28 protein-coding genes are annotated in these 24,588 nt (G+C 39.7%); 7 read left to right on the forward strand and 21 right to left on the reverse strand.

Going from position 1 to position 24,588, the window contains the following annotated elements:
• Positions 1-338: 338 nt before the first annotated feature.
• The 8 genes from QTN47_RS21965 to QTN47_RS22000 form a co-directional block, all read right to left on the reverse strand.
• On the reverse strand, positions 339-758 hold the full coding sequence (locus QTN47_RS21965; RefSeq protein ID WP_369331583.1) for a hypothetical protein: 420 nt from the start codon (positions 756-758) through the stop codon (positions 339-341).
• A gap of 292 nt (positions 759-1,050) precedes the next feature.
• Positions 1,051-1,500 (reverse strand): STM3941 family protein, encoded by a 450-nt coding sequence (locus tag QTN47_RS21970; RefSeq protein ID WP_369331584.1) that lies wholly within the window; start codon positions 1,498-1,500, stop codon positions 1,051-1,053.
• On the reverse strand, positions 1,500-2,264 hold the full coding sequence (gene map / locus QTN47_RS21975; protein ID WP_369331585.1) for a type I methionyl aminopeptidase: 765 nt from the start codon (positions 2,262-2,264) through the stop codon (positions 1,500-1,502). The genes QTN47_RS21970 and map overlap by 1 nt, the downstream gene beginning before the upstream one ends.
• Positions 2,265-2,368: 104 nt before the next feature.
• Positions 2,369-2,836: a hypothetical protein gene (locus QTN47_RS21980; protein ID WP_369331586.1), complete on the reverse strand. Its 468-nt coding sequence runs from the start codon at positions 2,834-2,836 to the stop codon at positions 2,369-2,371.
• A 181-nt stretch (positions 2,837-3,017) separates the two neighbouring features.
• Complete coding sequence (locus QTN47_RS21985; RefSeq protein WP_369331587.1) at positions 3,018-3,467, reverse strand: hypothetical protein; 450 nt, start codon at positions 3,465-3,467, stop codon at positions 3,018-3,020.
• Positions 3,460-3,801 carry a hypothetical protein gene (locus tag QTN47_RS21990; RefSeq protein ID WP_369331588.1) on the reverse strand — a complete coding sequence of 114 codons (342 nt, stop codon included), beginning with the start codon at positions 3,799-3,801 and terminating at the stop codon, positions 3,460-3,462. The genes QTN47_RS21985 and QTN47_RS21990 overlap by 8 nt, the downstream gene beginning before the upstream one ends.
• Before the next feature lie 761 nt (positions 3,802-4,562).
• Positions 4,563-4,751, reverse strand: a complete 189-nt coding sequence (locus QTN47_RS21995) for a hypothetical protein (RefSeq protein ID WP_369331589.1) — start codon at positions 4,749-4,751, stop codon at positions 4,563-4,565.
• Between the two features lie 30 nt (positions 4,752-4,781).
• Positions 4,782-5,108, reverse strand: coding sequence for a DUF7677 family protein (locus QTN47_RS22000; RefSeq protein ID WP_369331590.1), 327 nt, complete (start codon positions 5,106-5,108; stop codon positions 4,782-4,784).
• 351 nt (positions 5,109-5,459) lie between these two features.
• On the opposite strand from QTN47_RS22000, the gene QTN47_RS22005 reads away from it, so the two are divergent.
• Both QTN47_RS22005 and QTN47_RS22010 read left to right on the forward strand, forming a co-directional pair.
• Positions 5,460-6,629, forward strand: a complete 1,170-nt coding sequence (locus QTN47_RS22005; RefSeq protein ID WP_369331591.1) for an alpha/beta hydrolase family protein — start codon at positions 5,460-5,462, stop codon at positions 6,627-6,629.
• Between the two features lie 345 nt (positions 6,630-6,974).
• Positions 6,975-7,520, forward strand: a complete 546-nt coding sequence (locus QTN47_RS22010; RefSeq protein WP_369331592.1) for an REP-associated tyrosine transposase — start codon at positions 6,975-6,977, stop codon at positions 7,518-7,520.
• Positions 7,521-8,097: 577 nt separating this feature from the next.
• On the opposite strand, the gene QTN47_RS22015 is transcribed toward QTN47_RS22010, so the two are convergent.
• The 4 genes from QTN47_RS22015 to QTN47_RS22030 all read right to left on the reverse strand — a co-directional run bounded on the left by QTN47_RS22015 (position 8,098) and on the right by QTN47_RS22030 (position 10,612).
• Positions 8,098-8,853, reverse strand: coding sequence for a DUF4262 domain-containing protein (locus QTN47_RS22015; protein ID WP_369331593.1), 756 nt, complete (start codon positions 8,851-8,853; stop codon positions 8,098-8,100).
• A gap of 198 nt (positions 8,854-9,051) precedes the next feature.
• On the reverse strand, positions 9,052-9,249 hold the full coding sequence (locus tag QTN47_RS22020; RefSeq protein WP_369331594.1) for a hypothetical protein: 198 nt from the start codon (positions 9,247-9,249) through the stop codon (positions 9,052-9,054).
• A 170-nt stretch (positions 9,250-9,419) separates the two neighbouring features.
• Positions 9,420-9,632, reverse strand: a complete 213-nt coding sequence (locus tag QTN47_RS22025) for an SMI1/KNR4 family protein (RefSeq protein WP_369331595.1) — start codon at positions 9,630-9,632, stop codon at positions 9,420-9,422.
• Positions 9,633-9,988: 356 nt separating this feature from the next.
• The gene (locus QTN47_RS22030) at positions 9,989-10,612 is read right to left on the reverse strand and encodes a hypothetical protein (RefSeq protein WP_369331596.1); all 624 of its coding nucleotides are present in this window, start codon (positions 10,610-10,612) and stop codon (positions 9,989-9,991) included.
• A 325-nt stretch (positions 10,613-10,937) separates the two neighbouring features.
• On the opposite strand from QTN47_RS22030, the gene QTN47_RS22035 reads away from it, so the two are divergent.
• Complete coding sequence (locus QTN47_RS22035; protein WP_369331597.1) at positions 10,938-11,345, forward strand: helix-turn-helix domain-containing protein; 408 nt, start codon at positions 10,938-10,940, stop codon at positions 11,343-11,345.
• A 521-nt stretch (positions 11,346-11,866) separates the two neighbouring features.
• Here the strand turns inward: QTN47_RS22035 and QTN47_RS22040 are convergent.
• The 8 genes from QTN47_RS22040 to rpoN all read right to left on the reverse strand — a co-directional run bounded on the left by QTN47_RS22040 (position 11,867) and on the right by rpoN (position 18,603).
• Positions 11,867-12,295, reverse strand: coding sequence for a hypothetical protein (locus QTN47_RS22040; protein WP_369331598.1), 429 nt, complete (start codon positions 12,293-12,295; stop codon positions 11,867-11,869).
• Position 12,296: 1 nt separating this feature from the next.
• Positions 12,297-12,566, reverse strand: coding sequence for a hypothetical protein (locus tag QTN47_RS22045; RefSeq protein ID WP_369331599.1), 270 nt, complete (start codon positions 12,564-12,566; stop codon positions 12,297-12,299).
• Between the two features lie 157 nt (positions 12,567-12,723).
• Positions 12,724-14,634: an AAA family ATPase gene (locus QTN47_RS22050; RefSeq protein ID WP_369331600.1), complete on the reverse strand. Its 1,911-nt coding sequence runs from the start codon at positions 14,632-14,634 to the stop codon at positions 12,724-12,726.
• Positions 14,618-15,082, reverse strand: coding sequence for an ABC-three component system middle component 5 (locus QTN47_RS22055; protein WP_369331601.1), 465 nt, complete (start codon positions 15,080-15,082; stop codon positions 14,618-14,620). The genes QTN47_RS22050 and QTN47_RS22055 overlap by 17 nt, the downstream gene beginning before the upstream one ends.
• Before the next feature lie 48 nt (positions 15,083-15,130).
• A complete protein-coding gene (locus QTN47_RS22060; protein ID WP_369331602.1) occupies positions 15,131-15,700 on the reverse strand; it encodes an ABC-three component system protein in 570 nt (189 codons plus the stop codon).
• 6 nt (positions 15,701-15,706) lie between these two features.
• On the reverse strand, positions 15,707-15,883 hold the full coding sequence (locus tag QTN47_RS22065) for a hypothetical protein (protein WP_369331603.1): 177 nt from the start codon (positions 15,881-15,883) through the stop codon (positions 15,707-15,709).
• A 353-nt stretch (positions 15,884-16,236) separates the two neighbouring features.
• Complete coding sequence (locus QTN47_RS22070; protein ID WP_369331604.1) at positions 16,237-16,890, reverse strand: hypothetical protein; 654 nt, start codon at positions 16,888-16,890, stop codon at positions 16,237-16,239.
• 219 nt (positions 16,891-17,109) lie between these two features.
• Positions 17,110-18,603, reverse strand: a complete 1,494-nt coding sequence (rpoN, locus tag QTN47_RS22075; protein WP_369331605.1) for an RNA polymerase factor sigma-54 — start codon at positions 18,601-18,603, stop codon at positions 17,110-17,112.
• Between the two features lie 181 nt (positions 18,604-18,784).
• On the opposite strand from rpoN, the gene QTN47_RS22080 reads away from it, so the two are divergent.
• Entirely contained in the window at positions 18,785-19,075 is a 291-nt protein-coding gene (locus QTN47_RS22080) for a hypothetical protein (RefSeq protein ID WP_369331606.1), read from the forward strand.
• A 63-nt stretch (positions 19,076-19,138) separates the two neighbouring features.
• On the opposite strand, the gene QTN47_RS22085 is transcribed toward QTN47_RS22080, so the two are convergent.
• Complete coding sequence (locus tag QTN47_RS22085; protein WP_369331607.1) at positions 19,139-20,356, reverse strand: DegT/DnrJ/EryC1/StrS family aminotransferase; 1,218 nt, start codon at positions 20,354-20,356, stop codon at positions 19,139-19,141.
• A gap of 490 nt (positions 20,357-20,846) precedes the next feature.
• Here QTN47_RS22085 and QTN47_RS22090 point away from each other — a divergent pair, with 490 nt between their 5' ends.
• From QTN47_RS22090 to QTN47_RS22100, 3 genes are all read left to right on the forward strand, one after another.
• Positions 20,847-21,374 (forward strand): dihydrofolate reductase family protein, encoded by a 528-nt coding sequence (locus QTN47_RS22090; RefSeq protein WP_369331608.1) that lies wholly within the window; start codon positions 20,847-20,849, stop codon positions 21,372-21,374.
• A 38-nt stretch (positions 21,375-21,412) separates the two neighbouring features.
• Complete coding sequence (locus tag QTN47_RS22095) at positions 21,413-22,180, forward strand: polysaccharide deacetylase family protein (protein WP_369331609.1); 768 nt, start codon at positions 21,413-21,415, stop codon at positions 22,178-22,180.
• A gap of 532 nt (positions 22,181-22,712) precedes the next feature.
• Positions 22,713-24,542 carry a CocE/NonD family hydrolase gene (locus QTN47_RS22100; RefSeq protein WP_369331610.1) on the forward strand — a complete coding sequence of 610 codons (1,830 nt, stop codon included), beginning with the start codon at positions 22,713-22,715 and terminating at the stop codon, positions 24,540-24,542.
• Positions 24,543-24,588: the final 46 nt, after the last annotated feature.

The raw sequence follows: 24,588 nt of genomic DNA on the forward strand, positions 1-24,588 counted from the left end.
CATACAAGGTCTTTCTTGTCCGTAGGACATTAACCTATTGTGTTTGGTTAAAGTCCTAACGGACTATGCGGTTCTAGATTCGATCATTTCTACTGAGCTTAATTCCCTACGGGAAAAATTGCATCTGCGATAAAATCTGTCATTTAGCGCGATTAATTTGGTTAACCACAATCAAAAAGAGATGACAGAACAGGTTTCATCAGTAGTCCGTAGGACTTTAAGCTTAATAGAAATCAACACATACAAGGCCTTTCTTGTCCGTAGGACATTAACCAATTCTGTCTGTTATTCTCTTCTCGCGCGAGTATACGGCAGGATCAATCGCGCCAGGCAGCACTTTACGGTACAAACACTTCTTTTTCCAGCGTATTGTTCCATCCTTCGGTATAAGATAACGCTCTTTCCTTTGTCAGAATGTATGGATAGAAATAATTTATTGCAACATTCTCATTTGCGCTTTCGTACAACACCGCCACTGCATCTTTCTTTTCATTAGTAATGGGTTCTATTACCCGCACATCGTAAAATATTGCTCCTGCCACATAGTCGCCTTTTTTATATCCTTCTGTGAGCGCTTGCTTCAGGCTTTTAATGACGTCATCTGACAATGGTATTTCGTTTCCATCATAGGTGGCGACACTAGCCAACGTTCCATCATTTTTGACTGCCATAGCAATGGGAAAAAATTCACCATAATTTTTCAGCAGTGTGTCAATAAAAGGAAATGTCTTATCAATCAATGTATCCTTATAACTCATGGTATCATTTGTAATTTTCAATTTTGGCTCATTGATACAGGACAAAACCGTTAGCACTATAAAAGATATTGTCAGAAGAATCGCTCTCATAGGATTGCCACTAGCTAATAAATAGATTAAAGTCTTCTTTTCTGGCGCGAGTGTTCCGCAGGATCGCGCGAGCCGGAAAGGCCATTATGCGTACTCTTTTCCTAAGTCTTCAAAGCTGAATTTTTCTGCGTATTTTCTCATGTGTGAAAGAATAGTCCCTGTGGATTTATCGAGGCCGGTTAATTCAATTTTTATATCTCGTTCATTTTCTTTTTTTCTTACAACCCAAATAAAGGCCTGTTACATTCCGCTGTGTTTTTTCCAATAAATAAAAGTAAGATATGTCCTCCCATGGAATTAAACGCAAAGGAGAGAATGGCAAGACATTTTTTCTAGTTCTGATGCCTTCGTCGTTAATTATAATTTGAGGCTTTTTGTCAAGTAACTTTATCCACCAAAAGAGGCAAACAAACAAAAATAGGAGGAATATAATTGCATTAATTCCATTCGGGTTAAAGCGTGTCCAGTCGAACAATTTATTGCCTTCACTGTACGCAAAAATGCTAACAAGAGCGGTTGTCACCACAACTACAAATAGAGAAAATGATCTACTTGTTCGTACTTCTAATTGTGAATTTGTCATACGCAAATTGTCCGGCAATTTCTTTCTAGCACGAGTGTTCCGCAGGATCACTCGTGCCAGGAAATACATCAATTCCAAATTTCATTCATCTCAGTCAGTACAATTGGTTTGCCATCTGTAACCACAATTGTATGTTCATGCTGAGCCATAAATCCGCCTTTATTTCCAACCATGGTCCAACCGTCGGCAAGTGTGTCAGCATAGGTTGAGGCTGTTGATATAAAGGTTTCAATGGCAACAACGGAGTTCTTTTTAAATCTTGCCTGGTTATAACGGTCTTTGTAGTTCGCTATGTTACTTGGTTCTTCGTGAAGGCTTCTGCCTATTCCGTGGCCTGTCAGGTTCTTGATTACTTTGTAACCACGTTTCCTGGCCTCCGTTTCAATAAGATGTCCTATGTCTGAAATGCGGACGCCACCTTTTATGTTATGGATTGCTTTATGCAAGATCTGTTTTGACGCTTCTACAAGTTTTTGATGTTGGTTAATGTCCTTGCCAAGCACAAATGAACAACCATTGTCAGACCAAAAGCCATCAAGTTCGGCTGATACATCTATATTAATTAAATCGCCCTCTTTCAGAATTTTGTTGTTTGATGGAATACCGTGGCAAAATTCATTATTCACACTTATGCAAGTCCAACCGGGAAAACCATAGGTTAAGTAAGGCGCAGATTTTGCTCCGAAATCCGAAAGGATTTTTGCGCCGTAGTTGTCTAATTGTTTTGTTGTCATTCCGGGCTGAGCATAGTTTCGCATTTCCTTTAAAGTGCAGGCAACAGCTTCACTTGCTTTTTTCATTCCGATTAGTTCAGACTCTTTTGTTATTGACATAGTTGCGTTTGTTTTGTTGTCGGTTATTGGGTTGTTGCCATATGCCGATTGTTAACCTTCGAGCACTGGCGGTGGGCATTGTTGTTAAAGGTAGATACAAATTCTTATGCTGACTCCAAGTTAGTCTGGTATGATGTTTTTACTTCAACATAATATGGAAAAAGCATCGCCATCCCGATGCCATAAAATGCTATCCAATGACCGGAAAATCCTCTTGCTTCATTTGCTTTATAGTGATGATATTGTTGTTCTGTCAAAGTTTTTATGACTTGTCCGTGATTTTGCAAGACATAATGTCCGTTTTGAATCCCGGGAACTCCCGGCTGTCCAGTAGCAAACAGCGCAGAATTTGCAGTTGCATAAAAGAAGCCAGCAAGGGCAATTATTGTTAGCCAGGTTGGTGTGTTTTTAAAAACAAGTTTGAAGAAAGCTACGGGGTTGCCTCTCATTAAAATGCCTGATTTTTGAAACTCGTTGAACTCCTCATTTTTTCTCAGTTTCAGGATTGCCGGTATCCAAACAACAAAGACGCCTATATGCAAAAGCCAAATAAAGGGAACTTTTTCAGTCACGTCAATGTTTGCAATTGAAAGTACATTTACGATTAGTGCAGAGGTCCAACCAAAGGTTGCGAACCAAAATAAAAAATTTCTCATTTTCCAGGGTATCAATTTAAAATTTATGCTAGCTGTTTGTATATTGAAGCATTAGCGCACGGCGGCATTCCCCCATTCTAGTATTGTTTGTAATTGTCTATTTTTCCTTGTAATATTTTCCTTTCAACTGCTTGGTCTTAATAATGTCGCAGCCTAAGACAAAAGTTCTATAAGCCGGCCTGTCAGGACCATAGTAGGGAATTTCATCCTGAAAGAAGTCAACTGCTGTATTTTTAAGAATATTCGCAAGCTCTTCTTTTTCGTATCTGCTCGCAGTGAACCCGATACAATGTGTCCTTGCCCATTTGTCCGCCTTAATTTGACAAAAGGCATATTCGATGATTTCAGATTCAGACTGAAAGTACTTTAGGTTATTCTTTTCGCCACGTTCTGTATAGTACCAAATGAAAAGTCCGCCAAATTTGTCAATGCCGAAGCCTTCAAAAATTGGGTTTCCATTTATCGAATAGTTGTCAAAGTTGTAGCAGTTCTCTTTCATCCAACTTTCAAGTTCAATTTCTGTTTTCGGCAGGTTGTTGTCACTCATTTTGAAGTCGTTTATAAGAATGTGGTCTCAACTCAATCTCACTTTTCAATCGTTCAAATTCCTCGTCGAAGTATAATTTAAAAAAATGTTCAGCATCCTGCCAGCTGGGAAGTTTAATTTTTAGCTGTTCTTCCTGGGCTTGACCGTAAACGAAAAACAAGTCCAGGTCCTTATCAACTTCAAGAATATATTCGTTTTCTAAATGTCCGACCCAAAATGCTCCGTGTTCCTCGTCCATTTGGATTGTTTCCTTAATAGCAGTCTTTACGTCTTCAAATGTTGCGTTCTCTATTGAGTCGCCCCAACCTTTTTCTATCCAAAAGTCTGTTGTCATAATTATCTATTGGTTAGTTAAGAGATCTTTTTTTTCAGCTTTTAGCCCGGCAAATATTGTATCTTTTTCTGGCGCGAGTGTTCCGCAGGATCACTCGTGTCTACTAGTTTCAAGCCGATTGTATCGGCGCATGGTTAAAAATGCCAATAATGAATTTTACGTCTTACAGTTTGAATACTTCTCATAGCGAGATCGAATACTAAATATCTATCTGGCCCTATATAAACTCTTTTGCAGTTTATTTTCAATGCTAGTTTTAACTTCCGGTGACGGGATGTACAATAGTATTAAACAATAATTCCTCTTATGAACCCCGATGCAATCGGGGTGAATTTAGTAGACACGAGTGATCCTGCGGAACACTCGCGCCAGACTGCTTGCTCTCATATTGTTGGTTTAAAATAATGAAACAACAAGTTGCTTAGAAAAAACAGGCCTACACAAAGGAAAATGATAGCCCAAATTTTCATTTTAATAAAAATAAACGAATTCACTGTGTCCAATTTTCTCCTATTGCCATCCTTGTCTTTATAAAAGTCGTCCTTCGTCAGGTATGTCCAGACAGAGGTGAATAGAAAAGCAATTCCTACAGTTGTGTAAAAGTCTATTTGAGACGAAAGCCTACCTATGTTCCTATCAAGCGTGGCGATAAGCGCAATCGTAACAAAAAAGCTAATTATAAAATAAAGTACGACAAGAATTCCTTTTCCTTTGTTTAGCCAAAATAGAAGACGCATAGTTTGAAAAATTGTTTTATTGTACTAAATCTCTAGTGTAATGGTGTCATTTATTTGAATGGTGCAGATTTCGCCCGATATTGTCAACCTGTAATTAACAGCACCTTTTTTGGAAGTGTGTTTTACCAGGTAAACTCCATCCTTCAATCGCTCGCAGTGATTCTTGCTGGCGAAGAAAGTCAGAAAAGTAAATAGTAGTAGAGTAATCTTCATTCTTATATTTTAACAAGTGGGTCACTTGCGTTAGATTAAGTCATTCGCGGTTGATGGAGCATGTAAGCAAATCTCCCAATCTTCATAAGCTGGTTTTACTTCAAAGCTCGGGTCACAATAGGCCCTTAAATAATCAGTTGCTCTCTTTTCTGCGTATTTGGCATTTAGAACCCGTCCATTTTCATCTAGCTGAATCACATTAGCATAAATAGCAAAGACTTGTTCAATTGCACTCGGTTCGTTGCCATACAAAGAAAGATAGTCTATCCCCTCAAGATTGTAATGTGTTCCACTTGCCATAAAATAGGCAAACGTTCGAAGCGCTCCGCTGAAGGAATTGCTTAAACAGTTTTTCATGTCAGATTGTAATTGTCTCGAAAGTATAAGAAAGCTCCGCCACCTCAGCCACAGGCGTTAGGGCAAGGATTAAGGTATAAAAAACGCTAAAAAAACACAATCACCCAATTAAAATGACTCCAATCACCGGCAGTTTTTTTCATTTAAAAACCTTAGACGGCATTCCCTTCTTTTCAATATCTTTCCTCTACATAAAAAGAGGCTATTAGTTTTATCATTAATCACTAAAATAAAACTGCTGATTTTATTGGTTGTCCTTAACTCCTGATTCGCATTAATAATGAAATTCCGTTTCGTTCCCCCATCCTTCGAAAGGGGTTGGGCTTTTTTATCAAACTAACTTTTAAACTTATGATCAGTCAAAGAACATTACCCTTTTTATTAATAGCGATTCTGACAGGTTTGTCAGTAAAATCATTTTCACAGGATAAAAACCTGTGCCGGGGCGAATACTGGACGGAAGACCAGGCGAGCGTGATCATGAAAAAATGGGCTACCGAGTGGAAAACAAAAGCCGATTGGGAGAAACGCGCCGGAGTCATCAGGCAGGGATTGATCAAAGGCATGAAACTGGACCAGATGCCCAAAGTGGATAATCATTTCAACCCGATCATCCATAGTACGCACAATATGGACGGGTATATCGTGGAAAACATCGCCATCGAAAGTTTTCCGGGGTTCTATATTACCGGCAACCTTTACCGGCCTGCAAAAGTGGATAAAAGATGTCCGGCAATTCTAAGTCCACACGGCCATTGGACCGACCGTCGTGTAAGCGCTGACGTACAAACACGGTGCGCCTCCCTGGCCAGGATGGGTGCTGTTGTGTTTGCCTATGATATGGTTGGCTATACCGATTCAAAACAAGTTGATCATAAAATTCAGATTGCCTTATTATTGCAGACATTTAACAGCAAACGTGTGCTCGATTACCTTGTTACCAGGCCCGATGTTGATCCTGAAAAAATCGGTATCACCGGGGAATCTGGGGGTGGAACACAAACGATTTTAATTACGGCTCTTGATAACCGGATTAAGGTTTCAGTGCCTGCAGTTATGGTTTCTGCGTACTTTTTTGGAGGGTGCATCTGCGAAAGCGGGATGCCGGTACATAAAAGTGACCATCACCAAACCAATAATGTTGAAATTGCTGCTTTGTGCGCTCCACGGCCTATGTTGCTCATCTCTGACGGGGGAGACTGGACTAAAAATGTGCCTAAAATTGAGCTCCCATATATTAATAAGGTTTATGCCCTTTACAATGCTGAAAGCAAGTTAGAGAATGCTCATTTCCCCGGCGAGCGCCACGGATATGAAGCCAGCAAAAGATTCCCGATGTACAATTTTTTCGATACCTATCTTGGTTTGGATGCCGGGCGTATTTACAAAAACGGGTTTGATGAAAGCTTTGTAACAATTTTACCTAAGGAAGCCTTGCTGGTTTTTGATGATCAGCATCCTATGCCCGCCAATGCTTTGCAAGGGGACGAAGCCGTTTTGAAATATCTGAACCTTAAATAATGGCAGTTTTAAAATGACCAAACCATTGCGTTTATAAAAATGTGAACGACTAACAAATCTGGCGCGAGTGTTCCGCCGGATCACTCGTGTCTACTAATTTCGAGCCGATTGTATCGGCGTATGTTTGAAAATATCAATAGTTTTTAGCTCTTGCAATTGGAATACTTACATCAGTGAGCTCGCACCATGAAATCATGCCTGTTAGCAAACTCTCTCATTTCCGCAGGATCACTCATGTCTATCAATTTCGAGCCGATTGTATCGGCGGTTTTAATAATCCAACACACGTCATCTATTCAACAATAAAAAAGGCATACTTTAGCGCGAAACACAACCCCAAACCTTATGTCTTCAAAATTCAAAGTGGGCGAAGATGCTATTCCGCATTTTGTAACATTTACAGTCGTCGGCTGGATTGATGTATTCAGTCGTGAATGTTACAAACAAATCATAACAGACAGTTTAAAATACTGCCAACAGAACAAAGGACTGATTTTGCATGCGTGGGTAATCATGACAAATCATGTTCATTTAATTATGAGCAGTAATGCAACTAAGATTGAGTTCCTGGTTCGTGATATTAAGAAGTTCACCAGCAAACAAATTATCAAAGCCATTGAAAACAATCCGGAAGAAAGCCGTAAAGAATGGATGTTAAATTTGTTTGGCTATGCGGGTAAAGGTAATAGTCATAATAAAGACTTTCAATTCTGGAGACATGACTATCATCCGATAGAACTAAACACAAGCGAAAAATTTTCGCAAAGACTAAATTACCTGCACAACAATCCGGTTAGATCGGGCCTGGTTTGGGAGCCATGGGAATATAAATATAGTAGCGCAACGGATTATTGCAGTAACGGTCGTGGATTGTTGAAAATTGACGGTTAATCGTATTAAATCGCCGATGCAGTTGACAACAAATACAACTACTGCCGTGAATTAAGTGTTTTGTCGCATTGAAACGCCGATACAATCGGCTCGAAATTAGTAGACACGAGTGATCCTGCGGAACACTCGCGCCAGAAGTGAAGTCATGGGAATATAAATATAGTAGCGCAACGGATTATTGCAGTAACGGTCGTGGATTGTTGAAAATTGACGGTTAATCGTATTAAATCGCCGATGCAGTTGACAAAAAATACGATTGCTGCCGTAAATTAAGTGTTTTGTCGCATTGAAACGCCGATACAATCGGCTCGAAATTAGTAGACACGAGTGATCCTGCGGAACACTCGCGCCAGAAGTGTGTAACGGTCGTGGATTGTTGAAAATTGACGGTTAATCGTATTAAATCGCCGATACAATTGACAACAAATACGACTACTGCCGTGAATTAAGTGTTTGTCGCATTGAAACGCCGATACAATCGGCTCGAAATTAGTAGACACGAGGATCCTGCGGAACACTCGCGCCAGACTGATATCCTGTGGGACACTCGCGCCGGACCGACTTAGTTGCGTTTCGTTTATTCTTTAGATGAATCTTTTTCCCATTTCCATTCGTCATCTTTGCTATCGCGCCAGGCCCACCAACCCAATTGCAAATGGTATAAATCATTTATTGTAGGATCAATTTTGGTAATTTTTTCTAAACAGACAAGCATCGCATCGTCTAAGTTGGGTTCTAAGCTGGTATGAAATTGCCAATCTCCATCTTCGTTGTGATACACATATAAAATTGGGTTACCCTTAAATGCCTGCCTGGTAGTGTAGACTCCCAAATTTCGTTCTTCGTAAAATTTGAAATCTGTATTTCTGTCAAGCAAGGGTTGTTTGAATTTCCAATTCGGATTGAAATCTGTTTCCCACGGAAAATAATGTTGCTTATCCGGCCAGACAAGTTGAAGTAAAGGGAAATCAAAAGACATATCATAGAACCAACCTGCGTAGCCCACATAATTCGAATAATAATCTTTCTCAACGGGCAAAAATTGAATGTCGTATCCATTAAGAAAGCCAGAATAAAGTTTATGAGTAACAATCGTCTCGCCTTTTTTCACCAGGTCACAGGCATGGTTTATAATTGCTGCCATAACCTCAGTAGGTAAACCAAAGCAAATAATTTCGGGATGTCCGAATTTTTTAAAAAGTCCTATGGAATAAACAAAGGCTGGCAAATAGTTGTCTGCCTCAAGCAAGGCCAAATGGCAACCGTATTTTTCAATGTTTGCAAGAATTGCCTGTTTTGCTTTTTTATCGTGTTGATTATGGTCGTCAGTCATTGCTTAATCTGTTTTTTCGTTAGTAGTGTAATTTTGAAGGAGCTTCTGAACACCCGCTCTATTTGGCTCTATCTGGCGCGAGTGTTCTGCAGGATCACTCGTGTCTATTAGTTTCAAGCCGATTGTATCGGCGCATCTTTTAAAATTGTTGCTTGAGGGGATGAATAAGCTCATTAAACAAAAATCATTTCATCAACTCTATCCTTCATCATTAAGTACATCTAAATAGCTTGAATATTCCTCCTTCATCAACTCCTCAAATGATTTGTAGCGGTCGGCGCCAGGACGCCAGTTTGCAAACATCCACGCCTCCCACTCATCGCCGAATTTTACTTCAGGATTTAGTAGCAAAATAGCCGAATCGCCCCAGTTAGATATAGCAAGCGTCTTTATCAAGTATTCACTTCTAAAGTTTACTGATTCCTGTTCTTCACCGTAAACAAAATAATCTTCATCGCTGGTAGTAAAATTGTTAAACTCTTCAGCATAAAGTTTATAAAAGTTGTAGTCAAAGTTTTTAAGCCAATCAATTTTATCTAAAGGCAGTATGTCCCAAATGAAGCAGCTTAATTGTCGAATCCATTTGTCTCCTTCAAAAACGCTTTGTAAGATGGAGGAAGTGTTGTTTGTAATCTGGCTTCATGCTTTTGAATGTCTTGTTCCGATACAGGTGCGTAACCCAGCCAATCAAGTGGTGGTTCCTCTTTAAATTCTTTCAGTAAGTCGTCACTGTTGATAACAGTTTTGGAAACATCGGTTAAAAAAGCTTTCCAGTTCATTTAGTTATTTTAAAAATATATGCATGAGTTGCAATGGATTTACATCTGTCGTTCTGGACAATTCTTGCAGTTGAATAAAGATTAACAAGTGCTTTCGACATGAGTTGCCTGATGAATCCCGATGCAATCGTGAGAAAATTAGTTGACGCTAGTGGTCTGTTAGAACACTCGCACCAGAGTGAGTGTTGTCGCATTGAAACGCCGATACAATCGGCTCGAAATTAGTAGACACGAGTGATCCTGCGGAACACTCGCGCCAGACCAAGTTGCCTGATGAACCCCGATGCAATCGTGAGAAAATTAGTTGACACTAGTAGTCTGTTAGAACACTCGCGCCAGAGTGAGATCATATTTTGTTAACCAACAAAATTAAATTCGTCTGCGATTATATACGAGTTATCTATAAATAGAATCTTTGCGGTTCCTATCTCTTCCTTGTGGTTTTGTCCGTCCCAATATTGAGGAATTCTGTCGCCAATTATGGTGTAGCCAATATTGTGTCTCTTTAAAATGGTTGCATATTCTTCTAGTAACTTTCTTGGTCCCTTTGCTAACAGTCCATTTTTTGATTGAATTAAATTGTAAAAATTGTAGGGCTGATTTAAAGAGTCTTCAAAGTTTAGCTGTCCGTTAAAAATGCTGTTGTGAATGCGATATAAGTCTAGGAAAAGTTTATCACTGTCGCTGCAGTCACCTTTAAAATACATTGAACATTGTTTGTCCGAATAATACCAAAGAAGCGGATTATCATTAGATATTTCAATGGATGATGCAGTGTCCAAATAAATTTTACTTGAACGATATTGAACTGTATTTATCTTCCACTCAAAAAAATAGTTCTTCTCGTCATTATACCCAAGTCCTGAAACCTGAATTCTAAAGCTCGGGTTTTCATTTTCATAGTCAACTCGCAAAAACGAGATTGCAATATCTTCTGGGTCATGATTTGTCAATATGTCTTGTAATTTTTCTGGAAGCATTTGATGTCGATTTAAAATGGCAGGCAACAGCAGGGTATTACCACAGTAGGGAAATTTGGAAACCCAAAAGCTCCGCCACCTCAGCCACAGGCGCCAGGGCAAGGATTAATGCATAAAAAACGCTAAAAAAACACAATCACCCAATTAAAAAATGGCTTTAAAACCGGCAAGAACTTTCATGCTAAGTCTCCACATATTTGCCAATGATTTAATTTTGACCATCTATTAAATTTCTTTCGTGAACTCGCAAAGCATGGCTCAATAAACTAAATACCATTCAAAACCAGTAAATGTTATATTTGTTCACTCATATATTTTTACAGCTATGGCACAACATACAACCCATCTCGGAGAAAAAATTAAAGGTGTAAGGGAAATGCTCGGTGTAAAACAAGATGCCCTCGCAATTGAACTGGGTGATGACTGGAATCAAAGAAAGGTTTCCATGTTAGAAGCAAAGGCTGAAATAGAGCCAGCTTTATTGGAGAAAGTTGCAGCGGCGTTAAAGGTGCCGAAAGAAATGATCGAGAATTTTGATAGGGCAGAAGTGGTCAATATTTGTTCCAATACATTTACACAGTCGACATTGAACGGTATTAACTATTATCCCACTTTCAATCCTATTGAAAAAATTATCGAAATTTATAAAGAAAGGGAAGTGCTATTTGAAAGAATGTTGAAAGACAAAGATGAAATGATTGCAAGGCTGGAAAGTTTATTAAACGGTAAATAAAATAACTTTCTATTCAAGCAAATCCTGCTTAATGAAATTTCTAACGTTTTGCTTGGATGTTGCAAGTTTCAAAAATGAAACAGCTTGGAGTTAGGCTTAACAAGCTGGCTTAAGCTTAGAAATAGGACTCCAAGTTTTAATGCAGGAAATTTTTACCTTTATTTTGAAAGAGGAATTTTTGAGAAAAGATTTTTTTCGCAAAAATAAAATCGCCTAAAAGAGGTCTTTTTACTTTCCATAAATTGACTGCAGCAAAACTTCATAAAATGCATTTGACGACGACGGTGAAAGGGCTACACTTATGCGAAATTAGAAGGGGTCTTGCAGGCATGTTCTTAATTTGACTACTTTTTCATATTGAAAGTCGCCGGCGCTTCCCCCCAAGTCCGAGTGGAGATTTTGCTAAGCCAAAAAAAAAGATTCCGAGGTCGTTGGGGGACATTTGTAGAGTTCGTATTTAAGTGTAGTATGTAATAGTTAGTTGCACGGAAATGCGCGAACCCATGATATTGCCGGCAGTTTTATCCTTCAGGTTTAACAATGTCGTTATTATGTGGGATATTGCTAATTGGTTGGCTACCTTCTGACTCTTCAACTTCCAGGATCGAGTCTGGACTTATTCTGTCTCTTATAGTTTTTATTACTTTTCTTATTGACTTTCGACCTATCCACCACCTTATTAAAAGATAAGTTCCTACAATAAAGCCAATGATTGTTGTAAACAAAAAGCCTTGTTGTAGTAATGGAGTTTTAAAGGTAGCAGAAGAAAGCGTTAAGATGCCTGAAAAGGAAAGTGAAAAAAGGAAAATTGCAAAATTTAGTTGCAAGTTGGCTTCTTCGCCGTTTTCCAGAAGGTCCAATTCATTTTCCTTTACTTCGTATAGGTTGACAGAGTCCACCCTACCTCGTCTAACCATGAAAGGTTTGTCGGCCTGTGTGTTCTTTGTCATATTAGAGATATTTTTTTAACCATTCAGAATTGTCATTACCATAGGGGTTTTTCCAAGCAGCTTCTACTCCGGTTCTGATAACAAAAATTCTATCTTCATTTGTCATCAAGGGTGATACGAAGTCTCTAATTTCGGTAGCTTTTTTATCTGTTCTAATTGCCCACGCATTGTCATGAATAGGACAATAAGTATTAAATTCTTTTAGTTTATTTTTTACAGATAGCCTTCGAGCTGCGTCTTTTATTTCAAATGTCACTATATAAGTAGTCATTCCTAATCAATTAATTTTCAGAGCAAATTTATAATAATTGAATTCTTCGAAAATAATAAAAGGTACAATAGTAAATTAAGTAGTTTGGAAGTGCGAACATAATTATATCAACTTCGGCTCCGTTATTTTTGTTGAATGGAGATACAAAAGATGATTTTTAGGTTTTCAGAGTTTTGTCCGTTTGGGCGTAGTAATGCCCAACACAATACACAGTTCCTTCTAATTCATCTGCGATCATTGACGTACTGAAAATTATTTGATGCTCTTGTTTGTGTTTATATTTTTCTGATAAATTTGTTATCAGATTTTGAAAATTTTGAGTTCTTTCTTTCTCCATTCCTTTATCTTCCATGTTATCACATAAGATGAATTTTGGATACCGCATGGATTCTATATCGAGGGAAGAAAAAAATATAGAGAATCTGATTGCATTCTTTAGATAAGTATTTGAACTAGCGGAAAAATTAAAATTGCCATCCAAGGACATTGAATCATCATAAAAATCAACCTTTACTTCATTTGCCGTTTTGAACTCGCCTTGCCTATCTAAGTCATTCTTCAAAATATATACTGACTTTCTTTGAATGTCGGCAAGCGCTCTGTCTTTATTGGATCTCTGGATATTTTCCTTGTGAGCTATTGAAAGTCGCAGGATTTCAAGTTTTGAGGATTGTTCTGCTAGTTCAGATTTTAATTGATCTAATAGGTAAATACCTTGTAACTGTTGAGCAAGTAATTCAATTTGCTTTTCTACACTTCCCTTCTGAATTAGCAGGCTGTCAATTTTATCATCTCTGGATGATTGGCTTTCGGAAATTGCTAAATCCAGTTCTCTTTGCAGTATAATAACTTTTTCTTTATACTCAGGTAGACTCCCTCTTAATTGAGAGATCAATTTTTGTTTTTTTGCTAGCAAATCTGTTGATTCTTGAACTTGTATTTCTAACTCGTGCTTTAATCGTTTTGCGTGAGTGCGCTCTTCTGTATCTATAAGGGTTTGTTTGCAAAGGAAACAGTGTCCTTCAGCAATATGACTTTCTAGAGGGTTTAAACATTCTGGACAATGATCTAAAGAAAGTTGCCCCAAAGTTTTTCTAGTTAAAATTGAGTTGTCAATTTCAATTACTCGTTTCTGAAGCGTATCAATGAAATATTTAGAATCAATAATGTCTAAGTCAAGTTGATATATATTATTTGTGATGTCCTTCAAGTTTTGCTTTGCTGGGATCAATTCATGTTGAACTTGTTCAACTCTTGTGGCAGAGTTTTTTGCGATTCTTATTTTTTCTAATTGCTTCGTGGCAGTAATTTCTTTTTGTATTTCATTGAGTTCTAATCTTACTTTTTCAACTTGTTTATTTAATTCGTCCACAGTTGTCGCATTGCCCGATTTTGCGTACGCTTTATTTAAGTTTTCAAATTCCCTTTTCTTCTCGTCATGATCTTTTTGGATCTTCCTGAAAGACAACCTATCCTTGTAAAGCGAATCATCGTAAACTCCTAGGAGAAGTTCTGAGATAGCTTGTCTAGTTAACGGATGGTCGAAGTTTTCATATTTAAACAAATTCTGTGTTGGCGAATCTTGGTCGATATAAAGCAATCTTAATACTTGATGTATTGTAATGTTACTCTCATTCTCACTTTTGACTTCAGGAAAAGATAATGCATTGAATAAGATATTTGTAAAACTAAGTCTTTCATCACTTTGAGAATAGGGGAATGTTTTCCAGCTGATTGAATCAATCTTTGCTTCTTCAAAGCTTCCCCAAAAAATACTCATCGGCTGCCGAAGCTGTTGAGTGACTTTTCTTCTTAATGTATAAGTCGCCTTGTTGATTTCAACTTCCGCAAATACTTCGTTGCATTTTGCTGACTCTGAGTTCCAATTATTGTAATCGCCGCCCAAAGCATAAAATATAAAATTTGAAATTGTAGACTTGCCTGAACTATTCTGGCCTCTTATGATATTGACGCCTTTATGAAATATTTCGTCATAAGCAATTGCTCCAGTATACGAAGTTATGACAAGTCTGTTCAGAAAAAGATATGGTTTATGTTCTTGGGTCATATTTAAAATCAATTAAGCCTGTTCTTGCTTTTAATCCGTTTCTGCCGTAGAGAGGAAGATCAACGAACTCGTTAACTATAAGTTTAATTATATTACTTTTTTCGGTTGTTAAATTGTTCAGCTTTTCGAGTAATTCGCCTGGAATTTCCTTTTTAGTCTTTACAATCTTGTTTTTCAACAAACTCTGAGAATCAATAAAACCATATGAGGCTAAGCATTTTGCAGCTGATAATTGATAAGTTTTCATTCGTTCGAAAATTCTTTTTGGATCTGACAAATGCTCGTAAGGGTTTTCTTTGTATTTAAAAACATTCTCTTTGAGCTTACGAAGATTTGAAGGAAATGCGATGCCACGAACTTGGCTGGGAAATGCAAGATAAAAATCCCAGATTTTTAATTTATCAAAATGTACTTCTTCATCCTTTATATAATGAAGCAATGACAACATTCTAAAAATGCAATTGTATAAATCGAAAGCTGGATGATAAACTAACATCTATTTTGTCCACTTAATATGGCAATTGCCCGTTAAAAAATATAGCATCCCATTTATGTGCTGCGCAGTGATTCCTAGAAGATTTTCATCAAGTTGTTCTTTTATTGGTTCGATTAGCCTTTCAGTTATCATTGAATTTATAGTGTCAGGGTCTTCATTTCTGCAAATCAATGGATAAATTTCGTTTATAAATCTTGATTGCACTTCTGCGAGAAGATGCAATAGGATAGTTTGGGCAGCTTCGGAAAACTGGTAATGAAATAATTTTCTGTGGTATCTATCTTTAAAATCTATTGCAAAATCAATTAAATCCTGTCTATTTCCTTTTAATAACTTGGTCTTTAAATCGATAATATCATCCTGCTTTTTGTTGTAGTAGTAATCTAAATCCTCAATGAATGTACTCAGCTGCTGATTTTCTTGTTGTTCATTTTTGAACTTATCTGAAAGGATTTTCATGTAGGATGCCTTGGAACCTGAATAATGGTAGTGTTTTGACTTGTCAATATCTCGCCCTGCAATATCTCCACCAATTTCGGAATTATCAACCTTTACAATTTCGTCAGGCATTTAAATCTATTTTTGAATATCTCTGCCAGCTACGTCACCCCCGACATTACTGTCCTTAATATTAACACTTCCAGAATTTTTTGTTGTTTTCTTTTTTAAAACAAACTTGAATATTAAGCCGGCACCAACAATTCCAGCTATTACTGCCAAAATTATCTTAGTTGAGTTATCGTTTAAGTCCATAAGCGCTATTTTGGGATTAATTTAAAAATTAGTCAATATTTTAATTATACATTGTATTCAATACTGCGCCAGTCATTTTTGCTTCTGAGAGTCTCGAAGGATGGCACTCAATCTTGAACTTTTATTTTGACTTAGTTCTGCTCATTTTTTTTGCGGCATGTGAATTATGTGAGATCTCTTGACCTTCATTTTTGGGCTAATAAATGCACAGTGTTGGGTAAGCTCTGCCACCTCAGCCACAACTTTAGGGCAAGGATTGGAGATATCTTATAAAAAAAGACAAAAAACCTCAATCAACCAATTAAAATCCTTCAGATATCGGCTTGTAAAAGAATTTGCGGAAGCTTCTGGTTCTACACCCACCACGCAATCAACTCACAAATCACCCCCACAACAAATCCCGCATAAACCTCAAATGTTGTATGCTCACTTAAGATCAATCTTGCAGAGCAAACCAGGCCCGCAAGCAGGGTAACTACGGTGATGTCTTCACCAAGATGGATGGAGTAAGTAAAACAGGAAAGGATAATGAGCAGCCAGCCGCCGGCAATGCCCATGGCGTGCATGCTTATTTTGAAGAAGTTGTTTAATACAAGTCCGGCAATGGTGGTAAGAAAGCTTCCAAAGAAAAATACGCGCAGGATCTCGGGTTGCAGTTGTTCCTTACTGAAGTTTTTGCTCAGGTACCACATCCACCAGTAAAAGAACATGGTAATAATGTAGGGTACAATTCTATCTTTTTGCGTGCGCAGGTAAATGTTGTTGATGAATTTCAGGCGCCAGAGCAGGAACACTGCAAAGGCCGGGAAAAATGCCGTCATCCAGAACACGCTGAAAACGCGCAGCTTCAACACATTTGCCGGGTAATTGAATTCGTAGGGAAACCGTACAATCAGCCAAAGAAATACATAGGTAGGTATAAACAACGGGTGAAAAGCATACGAAAGAAACTTAGCTGGAATTCTAAGCCATGAAAAAGTCTGCTGTTCCGTTAGATTACGTTCCATTGCGATTGGAGGATTTTTTTGCGATGCAAGATAGTGCTAAGTCAAAAGTAAAAATTCAAAAGTAAAAAGTTTTAATGCGGGGTCGCGGACACCTCAATAAGAACCTGATTTGGGACCATTCTTATTTGATGAAACATAAAATTGCGTCAAAACATGCGATGCCAGGGCTAATAGCTGATAGCTGACGGCTGATAGCTGGAGACGGATGGCAATCCGTCTCTACAGTTCCTTCCTCAACCTCGCCACCGGAATATTCAACTGCTCCCTATACTTCGCCACCGTTCTCCTCGCGATATTGTATCCTTTTTCCTGCAACAATTCGGTCAGGCGCTCGTCGCTTAATGGTTTGCGTTTGTCTTCACCTTCAATCAGGTCACTCAGGATCTTTTTCACCTCGCGTGTGCTTACTTCTTCACCGCTTTCGGTGCTTAATGATTCACTGAAGAAGAATTTCAGGCGGTAGGTACCGAATTCCGTTTGCACAAACTTGCTATTGGCAACACGGCTTACGGTGGAGATATCAAGACCGGTTATTTCGGCAATATCTTTCAGGATCATCGGGCGAAGGCTGGTTTCGTCGCCGGTAAGAAAAAATTCTTTCTGGTAGTTCATGATCGCATCCATCGTACTTAGCAACGTATGTTGTCTTTGCTTGATCATGTCGATGAACCATTTGGCGGAGTCTATCTTCTGCTTAATAAAAAGCACGGCTTCCTTCTGGCGTTTGTCCTTTTTGCTTCCGCGGTCGTAATCCTTCAGCATTTCCCTGTAACCCTCGCTGATGCGCAGGTCGGGGGCGTTGCGGGAATTAAGGGTAAGCTCCAACTTTCCGGCATTGTTGAAAATGAAGAAGTCGGGAACAATATAGCTTTCGGCCTTATTAATCTCGCCGACGTTGCCTCCTGGCTTAGGATTAAGACGGATGATATCAGAAATAACAGCCTTCAAATCTTCGTCGGACAGGTTAAGGCCGCGCTGAATTTTGTCGTAGTGCTTTTTGGTGAACTCCTCAAAGTACTTCTCCATCACGTCAATCGCCATGGTCACATCCTTCCCTTCATTTTGCTGGCGCCTTAACTGCAATAAAAGGCATTCCTGCAGGTCGCGCGCGCAAATGCCAGGCGGGTCAAACTGCTGAATTTGCTTGATGATGCGCTCGATATCTTCATCTTCCACCATAATGTTCTGCCTGAAAGCAAGATCATCAGAAATGGAAGAGATCTCTCTTCTCAGGTAGCCGTCATCATCAATGCTGCCCACAATCTGTTCAGCTATTTTATAATCCTTCTCATTTAAAGAAAGCATGCCCAGTTGATCCAGCAAATGCTCATGAAAACTGGCTTCTATTTTAAAAGGGATCGTTTTTTTATCATCTGATTCGGGGTAGTTATCGTCGCGCAGCCTGTAATCTGCAACATCGTCATCCCCATCCATCACATAGTCGCTCAAATCAATGTTCTCATATTCATCCTCACTTCCATCACGGTCATATTCATCTTCCTCAGCCGTATTAGAAAATTCATCAACCGGTTCATCGTTAAAATTCTCGTCATGCTCGTCCTCGCCCATCTCCAACGCAGGATTTTCTTCCAGCTCCTCTTTCAATCTTTCTTCAAGGTTGGCAGTAGGTATCTGTAGCAGCTTCATTAACTGAATCTGCTGCGGGGAAAGTTTTTGTAAAAGCTTTTGTTGTAATGTTTGACTTAATGACATCTCTCTGATTCCAAACTTTTTTACCTGTACAGGCAACTTCCGGTGTTCCGTCACCGGTTGTTAGTTAAATAAGCGCACGAAGGCTATCAACACATTTATAGTCAGATCGCGCTTCTTCTAATAAAAATTACCTCAGTAAATCTATCTAGCTTTGTAAAAATAATGCACAAATATCGCTTTCATGCTTAAAAGAACAATCATAACAGTTGTTAACTTGATTTTGGCATTTATCATAAAAGCACAGACCAATAAAGACAGTTTGCATGTTTTTCATTCTCCATTGTTTAATATAACAGATTCGTTAAAACGAGCGCCATTATCAAAAGCGTATAACCTGCCTGCCAGTTTTTATGCAGACAAACTCCCTTTTTTCTGTAACAAAGAGCTACAGGTTCAGAAAATAACAGGTATTGCTTTTAAGGTTAGGCTGGGATCTATAGAATACGTTAACAAAATGGAAGGAAAGCAATAACAAAGCCAAACATTGAAAGAAGCAGGCTAACAAAAGTTAGTCTGCTTCGTATTTTGAGAAGTTCTATGCAGTTACGGGCTGGCTGGACAAGATCTTTTTAAGAACGGCAACCATTTTTTCGCCTTTTTCTTTTAATTGTTCTTCTGTCCAGGTTAAACCAATACTTGTTGAAATACAACGGCTCATTACTCTATCGCTGGCAGAAAAATCCTGCGTGCCCAGTTTTTTCAGTCCGTTTTCCTGCGCGTCGTTCAATTTATTCAGCGCGGTAACACTCTTCAGGTGATCCCATTTACGGATGTAATGCCAGTTGTTGTCGAACCAATAGAAGTTACCGGCTGCAATTCCCTGTGCTTTCATTTCAGTGATAAATGCTCTTGTTAGTTCTTCTGTTGGTAAAAACCAGCTCAGGAACGTACAGCTATCTCCTTCAGGATCAGGAATTACGCGGAAAGAAACTTCCGGGATCTGTTGCAGGTAAGAACGAAGCACCTGGTGATTTTTTTTCTGGATCTCCAGGAAAGTTGACAATTTTCTAATCTGCGCCAAACCCACCGCCGCGTGAAGTTCACTTATGCGGAAATTTTGCCCCATAAACGGATGAAGGTCAGCCCCACGGTCAACACCTTTATGATCATGACCGTGATCCTGGAAACCATCGCATTTAATGTAAGTGTCCTCGTTGTTTGTCATTACAACACCGCCTTCGCCACAGGTGATCGTTTTTACAAAGTCGAACGAAAAAGTACCGGCGTCACCAATCGTGCCAACACATTTGCCTTTGTATTTGGCACCGATGCTTTGGCATGCGTCTTCCAGGAAAACAAGGTTATGTTCTTTACAGATCTGTTGTAAGGCATCAATATCTGCCATGCTTCCGCACATGTGCACAGGCATGATGCATTTTGTTTTTGGAGTGATGGCTTTTACAACGGCATCGGGATTAACGGTAAGTGTTTCATCCACATCAACCAGAACAGGTACAGCGCCCACACTTAAAACCGCCTCAAAGCTTGCCACGAAAGTAAAAGAAGGCATGATCACTTCATCGCCTGCTCCAACGCCAAGAACGGTCAACGCAGTAGTAAGTGCGGTGGTTCCGCTAGATGTAAGCTGCGCGTAGCCGGCGCCAAAAGTTTCTTTGATCGCATTTTCAAGCTCTACCGCTTTCCATCTTCCCTTGCGCGGTCCGTCAAAACCATAACGCATTAAAATGCCTGTTTCCAGCACTTCGTTTACTTCTTTTCTTTCTTCTTCTCCAAAAAATTCATAACCTGGCATATAGATCAGTTTAGATTGTTCAAATGAAAATTCGAGGCAAAAATAACATTTAAACCATATAAGGGAAATTGACGGAAGGGAAGTTTTTTAAACCATATAAGGCATATAAGATAATGTAAGGATTTATGGTTTTAAAAGAAGTAAAAGGTACGATCGTGTAATGCTGATGGATCTGTTCTTATATTTTCTTCTATACAACTAGTGAATAGTCAATAGTCAATGGTGAAAGTCCGGTCTGGCTAAGTAAATATAAAGTCGTTTAACTGCAATTATTATTGTAGGCAAAATTCTTATATGCTCTTATATGCCTTATATGGTTTAAAAAACTTTGCTTCGGTCAGCTTTGGGCTTTAAGCTTTTCAGTTGTTTACAAAGAAACGTTGGCGCAGCCGACACCTTACTTATATGCCTTATATGGTTCAGAAAAAAAATCTTCTATGTTTCAGTCGCTTCTTTGTTTTGATTTTTTACTTTTTAATTTTGACTTCTTATGGGTAAAATTGTTTTATACATCGCACAAAGCCTCGATGGTTTCATCGCCGACGAAAATGGCAAATTTGATTTTCTGAACGATTTTATGCGTCCGGAAGAAGATTATGGCTACGCCGAGTTTCTTAAAACGCTTGGCGCAGTTATTATGGCAACCACAACCTACAAAGACATTCTTAAACTGGGGTTTTGGTACGATGGACTTGAAAACCATATTTTCTCCAATCAACTACTCACCGTGCCGGAAGGCAAAACCATACAACAGCATTCGGGTGATCCATCGGCGCTTGTGGCAGAACTTCGCCAAAAAGAAAAGGATACCTGGTTGGTTGGCGGCGCCAGTCTTGTTACGCAGTTTTTAAACAAGGGTTTGCTGGATGAATTAATGGTGGCGATCATCCCAAGAACGCTGGGCAGGGGAATCCCATTATTTAAAGATGTTGATGTGCGTTACGCTCCCGAGCTAAAAGGCAGCAAAGTATTCAGTGATGGCGTGGTTATGCTACATTATGTTTTTGCAAACAAATGATATTGTAATTTGCGCCCCGCAAACTATACCTTCATAATATGCTGAACGTAAGGACGAGTGTTTTTTTACCCCGGTGTATCATCCTGATTGTTTTTTGTAGCCTGGTTAAATTTTCCGTTGGGCAGCAGCCTGCGGCTTCGCAACCCAATTCTGCGAAATATATCTATTTCACTTTTGACGACGGCCCGCTTTACGGTAGCGACGGCGTTAACAGGGTGATTAAGGAAGAGCAGATCAAAACCAACGTGTTTATTGTTGGTCAGCACGCTTTCAACAGCAAGGCGATGATGGATTTTTACAAAGGCTACCTGGCCAATCCGCTGATTGAAGTGGGTAATCACAGCTTTACGCACGCCAACGATCACTACACCGCTTTTTATAGCAATCCCGATAGCGTTTTGCGCGACTTTCTAAAATGTCAGCATTCATTAAATATTCCCTACAAATTTGCAAGACAGCCGGGCCGGAACCAATGGCGCCTTCCGACAGTACGCAAAGATGACCTCGCAAGCGGAGCGGAAAGTGCGGACCTGTTGTACAAAAACGGCTATAAAGTTTACGGCTGGGACCTGGAATGGCAGCACAATGGCCGCACGGGATCACCACTGCAAAGTGTGGATGGAATGCTGGCCGGTGTTGAAAAACTTTTTTCTGCTAATAAAACGGTGAAGCCCGGACACCTGATCATTCTCGCCCACGATGAAATGTTCAGAAAACCTGGCGATGAAGCCAAGCTGAAAACGCTCATACAAAAGCTTAAAGCAAAGGGCTACCGCTTCGAGCACCTGAGCAACTACCCCGGATAACCGTTTCACGCAGGATAGTTTCTCGCGGCGAGCGCAAAGGAGCGACGGCGCGGCGGAAGAATGTTTTACGCATTGTTTCACGCAACGGACGCAGAGAAGCGGCGGCGCAGCGGATAACTTTCTATAGTTTGTCAACGTAACATGTTGTTGGTGCCCTTGCTCACAGGGCTAGCCTGCACACCGAACAACGGCGGGCAGCGTGGCTATTCTGGTATCTCAAAATATAATTCTATAAATAGTACGAGGACCGCCGTTGTTGGTATGCAGCATTGCTAATGCGCGTGGCGTACCAACAACCAGTGGGAAAGTCCCAAATTAAACAGCATATCGCTGCGCCGCCGCCCAGCCGCGTTCGCCGCGAGAAACCTCCATACAACTTTGCGCCTCTGCTCCTTTGCGCCCTTTGCGTGAAACCTCCGTACATCGTTGCGCCGCTGCCCCGCCGCGCCCGCTGCGAGAAACCGTATCGCGAGAAACCGTATCGCGAGAAACTCTTTGAGTGAAACGTTTTACATTTGGTGAAACTTCCTTCATGAAGCACCTTGTAATAGTTCTTGTTGTTTCCCTTTTCAGCCTTAATGTTTTCTCCCAGCCCATCGATGCGGATTACCCCGCGAGCAGTTATACAAAGATTGAACGATCGATTCCCATGCGGGATGGCATCAAACTCTTTACCGCTATCTATATTCCCAAAGACACAACCGCCAGTTTTCCTTTTCTCATTTGCCGCACACCCTATTCATGTGCGCCGTATGGAGAAGATAAATTCCGGAGAACACTTGGTCCTTCACCACAATTTTCCAAAGAGAAATACATCTATGTCTACCAGGACGTGCGGGGCCGCCATATGAGTGAAGGTGATTTTAAAGAAATGACGCCGAATATCGCCAACAAGACTTCTGATAAAGATGTGGACGAAAGCAGCGACACTTATGATACGGTTGATTGGTTGCTTAAAAATATTGCACACAATAACGGAAATGCTGGATTGTATGGCATTAGCTATCCCGGTTTTTACGCAACGGCTTCACTACCAAACGCGCATCCGGCAATAAAAGCCGTATCGCCACAGGCGCCGGTTACGGATGAATTTGAGGGAGATGACGCTTACCATCGCGGAGCTTTCTTTTTAATGGACAATTTCGGTTTCCTCAACTTTTTCGATGCTCCAAGGGAGGGGCCGAGGCAAGTAAACCCGCAAGTGGATGAAAATTTGAGTATAAAAGATGTCCAGGATTTTTATACAGAGATGGGACCGATAGCAAATGCCAACAAAAAATACTTCCAGGGTAAAAGCAAGATCTGGGACCAGTATTTACAACATGACACGAAAGACAGCTTCTGGCAGGCACGCAATATCCGTCCTCATTTAAAAAACATAAAGCCCGCTACGTTGGTAGTCGGCGGATGGTTTGATGCGGAAGATATGTTTGGTGCGTTGAAAACATATGAAGCAATCGAGCTCCAAAATACTCCCAACAATAATTATTTGCTGATGGGGCCGTGGACACACGGAGCCTGGGCAGGAAAAGACTGGAAAAGTTTTGCCGGCTACAGCTTTGATCAGAATGCCAATGAAAAATATCAGTCGCTGGTACTCAGTTTCTTTAATTATTACCTGAAGAATGAAGGAAAATTTGACGCGACGGATGCTACAGTTTTTATAACCGGAAGCAACGAATGGAAAAACTTTGAACAGTGGCCACCAAAACAATCGCAGGTACAAAAATGGTTCTTTAAAAAGAAGCATGGTTTGTCGGCATCAGCCGATGCTGCTGACGGATTTGATTCCTATGTTTCTGATCCGGCGAATCCTGTACCTTATATTAATGAACGATCAAGCGACAGGGTAAATGAATATATGGCGGCAGATCAATCTTTCGCCTCAAAAAGATCCGATGTATTGTGGTTTGAAAGTGATGTGTTGAATGAAGATGTCACCATTGCCGGAGCTATTCATGCTTCTATGTTTGTATCAATGACAGGAACCGATGCTGATTTTGTGGTAAAGCTGATAGATGTGCTGCCAGATGAAAACAAAACCCAGCAATTGGTGAGAGCTGAAATACTTAGGGGAAAATTCAGGAATAGCTACGAAAAACCGGAGGCATTTGAACCGAATAAAATAACACAAACGGACCTTACCTTAAATGATGCGGCACATACGTTTAAAAAGGGGCACAAAATAATGGTGCAAATACAAAGCTCCTGGTTTCCGCTCGTTGATCGCAATCCGCAAAAATTCATGCGAATTCCTGAAGCAAAAGCCAGCGATTTTCAGAAATCAACCATCAAATTTTATTATGGTTCAAAGTACAAATCCTCTATTTCACTGCCTGTGTTAAAATACCCGTACTTATAACTTATTCATTATCAATGTTTGAAAATTAAAAATCCCTATAAATTAA

This window comes from Danxiaibacter flavus, from assembly GCF_041060425.1.
Classification (GTDB): Bacteria; Bacteroidota; Bacteroidia; order Chitinophagales; family Chitinophagaceae; genus Danxiaibacter; species Danxiaibacter flavus.

Excerpts from the sequence above, each read along its gene's own strand:
- QTN47_RS21965 (WP_369331583.1), bottom strand. The coding sequence starts at position 758 with ATGAGTTATAAGGATACATTGATTGATAAGACATTTCCTTTTATTGAC.
- QTN47_RS21970 (WP_369331584.1), bottom strand. The coding sequence starts at position 1,500 with ATGTATTTCCTGGCACGAGTGATCCTGCGGAACACTCGTGCTAGAAAG.
- map (WP_369331585.1), bottom strand. The coding sequence starts at position 2,264 with ATGTCAATAACAAAAGAGTCTGAACTAATCGGAATGAAAAAAGCAAGT.
- QTN47_RS21985 (WP_369331587.1), bottom strand. The coding sequence starts at position 3,467 with ATGAGTGACAACAACCTGCCGAAAACAGAAATTGAACTTGAAAGTTGG.
- QTN47_RS21990 (WP_369331588.1), bottom strand. The coding sequence starts at position 3,801 with ATGACAACAGACTTTTGGATAGAAAAAGGTTGGGGCGACTCAATAGAG.
- QTN47_RS21995 (WP_369331589.1), bottom strand. The coding sequence starts at position 4,751 with ATGAAGATTACTCTACTACTATTTACTTTTCTGACTTTCTTCGCCAGC.
- QTN47_RS22000 (WP_369331590.1), bottom strand. The coding sequence starts at position 5,108 with ATGAAAAACTGTTTAAGCAATTCCTTCAGCGGAGCGCTTCGAACGTTT.
- QTN47_RS22005 (WP_369331591.1), top strand. The coding sequence starts at position 5,460 with ATGATCAGTCAAAGAACATTACCCTTTTTATTAATAGCGATTCTGACA.
- QTN47_RS22010 (WP_369331592.1), top strand. The coding sequence starts at position 6,975 with ATGTCTTCAAAATTCAAAGTGGGCGAAGATGCTATTCCGCATTTTGTA.
- QTN47_RS22015 (WP_369331593.1), bottom strand. The coding sequence starts at position 8,853 with ATGACTGACGACCATAATCAACACGATAAAAAAGCAAAACAGGCAATT.
- QTN47_RS22025 (WP_369331595.1), bottom strand. The coding sequence starts at position 9,632 with ATGAACTGGAAAGCTTTTTTAACCGATGTTTCCAAAACTGTTATCAAC.
- QTN47_RS22030 (WP_369331596.1), bottom strand. The coding sequence starts at position 10,612 with ATGCTTCCAGAAAAATTACAAGACATATTGACAAATCATGACCCAGAA.
- QTN47_RS22035 (WP_369331597.1), top strand. The coding sequence starts at position 10,938 with ATGGCACAACATACAACCCATCTCGGAGAAAAAATTAAAGGTGTAAGG.
- QTN47_RS22040 (WP_369331598.1), bottom strand. The coding sequence starts at position 12,295 with ATGACAAAGAACACACAGGCCGACAAACCTTTCATGGTTAGACGAGGT.
- QTN47_RS22045 (WP_369331599.1), bottom strand. The coding sequence starts at position 12,566 with ATGACTACTTATATAGTGACATTTGAAATAAAAGACGCAGCTCGAAGG.
- QTN47_RS22050 (WP_369331600.1), bottom strand. The coding sequence starts at position 14,634 with ATGACCCAAGAACATAAACCATATCTTTTTCTGAACAGACTTGTCATA.
- QTN47_RS22055 (WP_369331601.1), bottom strand. The coding sequence starts at position 15,082 with ATGTTGTCATTGCTTCATTATATAAAGGATGAAGAAGTACATTTTGAT.
- QTN47_RS22060 (WP_369331602.1), bottom strand. The coding sequence starts at position 15,700 with ATGCCTGACGAAATTGTAAAGGTTGATAATTCCGAAATTGGTGGAGAT.
- QTN47_RS22065 (WP_369331603.1), bottom strand. The coding sequence starts at position 15,883 with ATGGACTTAAACGATAACTCAACTAAGATAATTTTGGCAGTAATAGCT.
- QTN47_RS22070 (WP_369331604.1), bottom strand. The coding sequence starts at position 16,890 with ATGGAACGTAATCTAACGGAACAGCAGACTTTTTCATGGCTTAGAATT.
- rpoN (WP_369331605.1), bottom strand. The coding sequence starts at position 18,603 with ATGTCATTAAGTCAAACATTACAACAAAAGCTTTTACAAAAACTTTCC.
- QTN47_RS22080 (WP_369331606.1), top strand. The coding sequence starts at position 18,785 with ATGCTTAAAAGAACAATCATAACAGTTGTTAACTTGATTTTGGCATTT.
- QTN47_RS22085 (WP_369331607.1), bottom strand. The coding sequence starts at position 20,356 with ATGCCAGGTTATGAATTTTTTGGAGAAGAAGAAAGAAAAGAAGTAAAC.
- QTN47_RS22090 (WP_369331608.1), top strand. The coding sequence starts at position 20,847 with ATGGGTAAAATTGTTTTATACATCGCACAAAGCCTCGATGGTTTCATC.
- QTN47_RS22095 (WP_369331609.1), top strand. The coding sequence starts at position 21,413 with ATGCTGAACGTAAGGACGAGTGTTTTTTTACCCCGGTGTATCATCCTG.
- QTN47_RS22100 (WP_369331610.1), top strand. The coding sequence starts at position 22,713 with ATGAAGCACCTTGTAATAGTTCTTGTTGTTTCCCTTTTCAGCCTTAAT.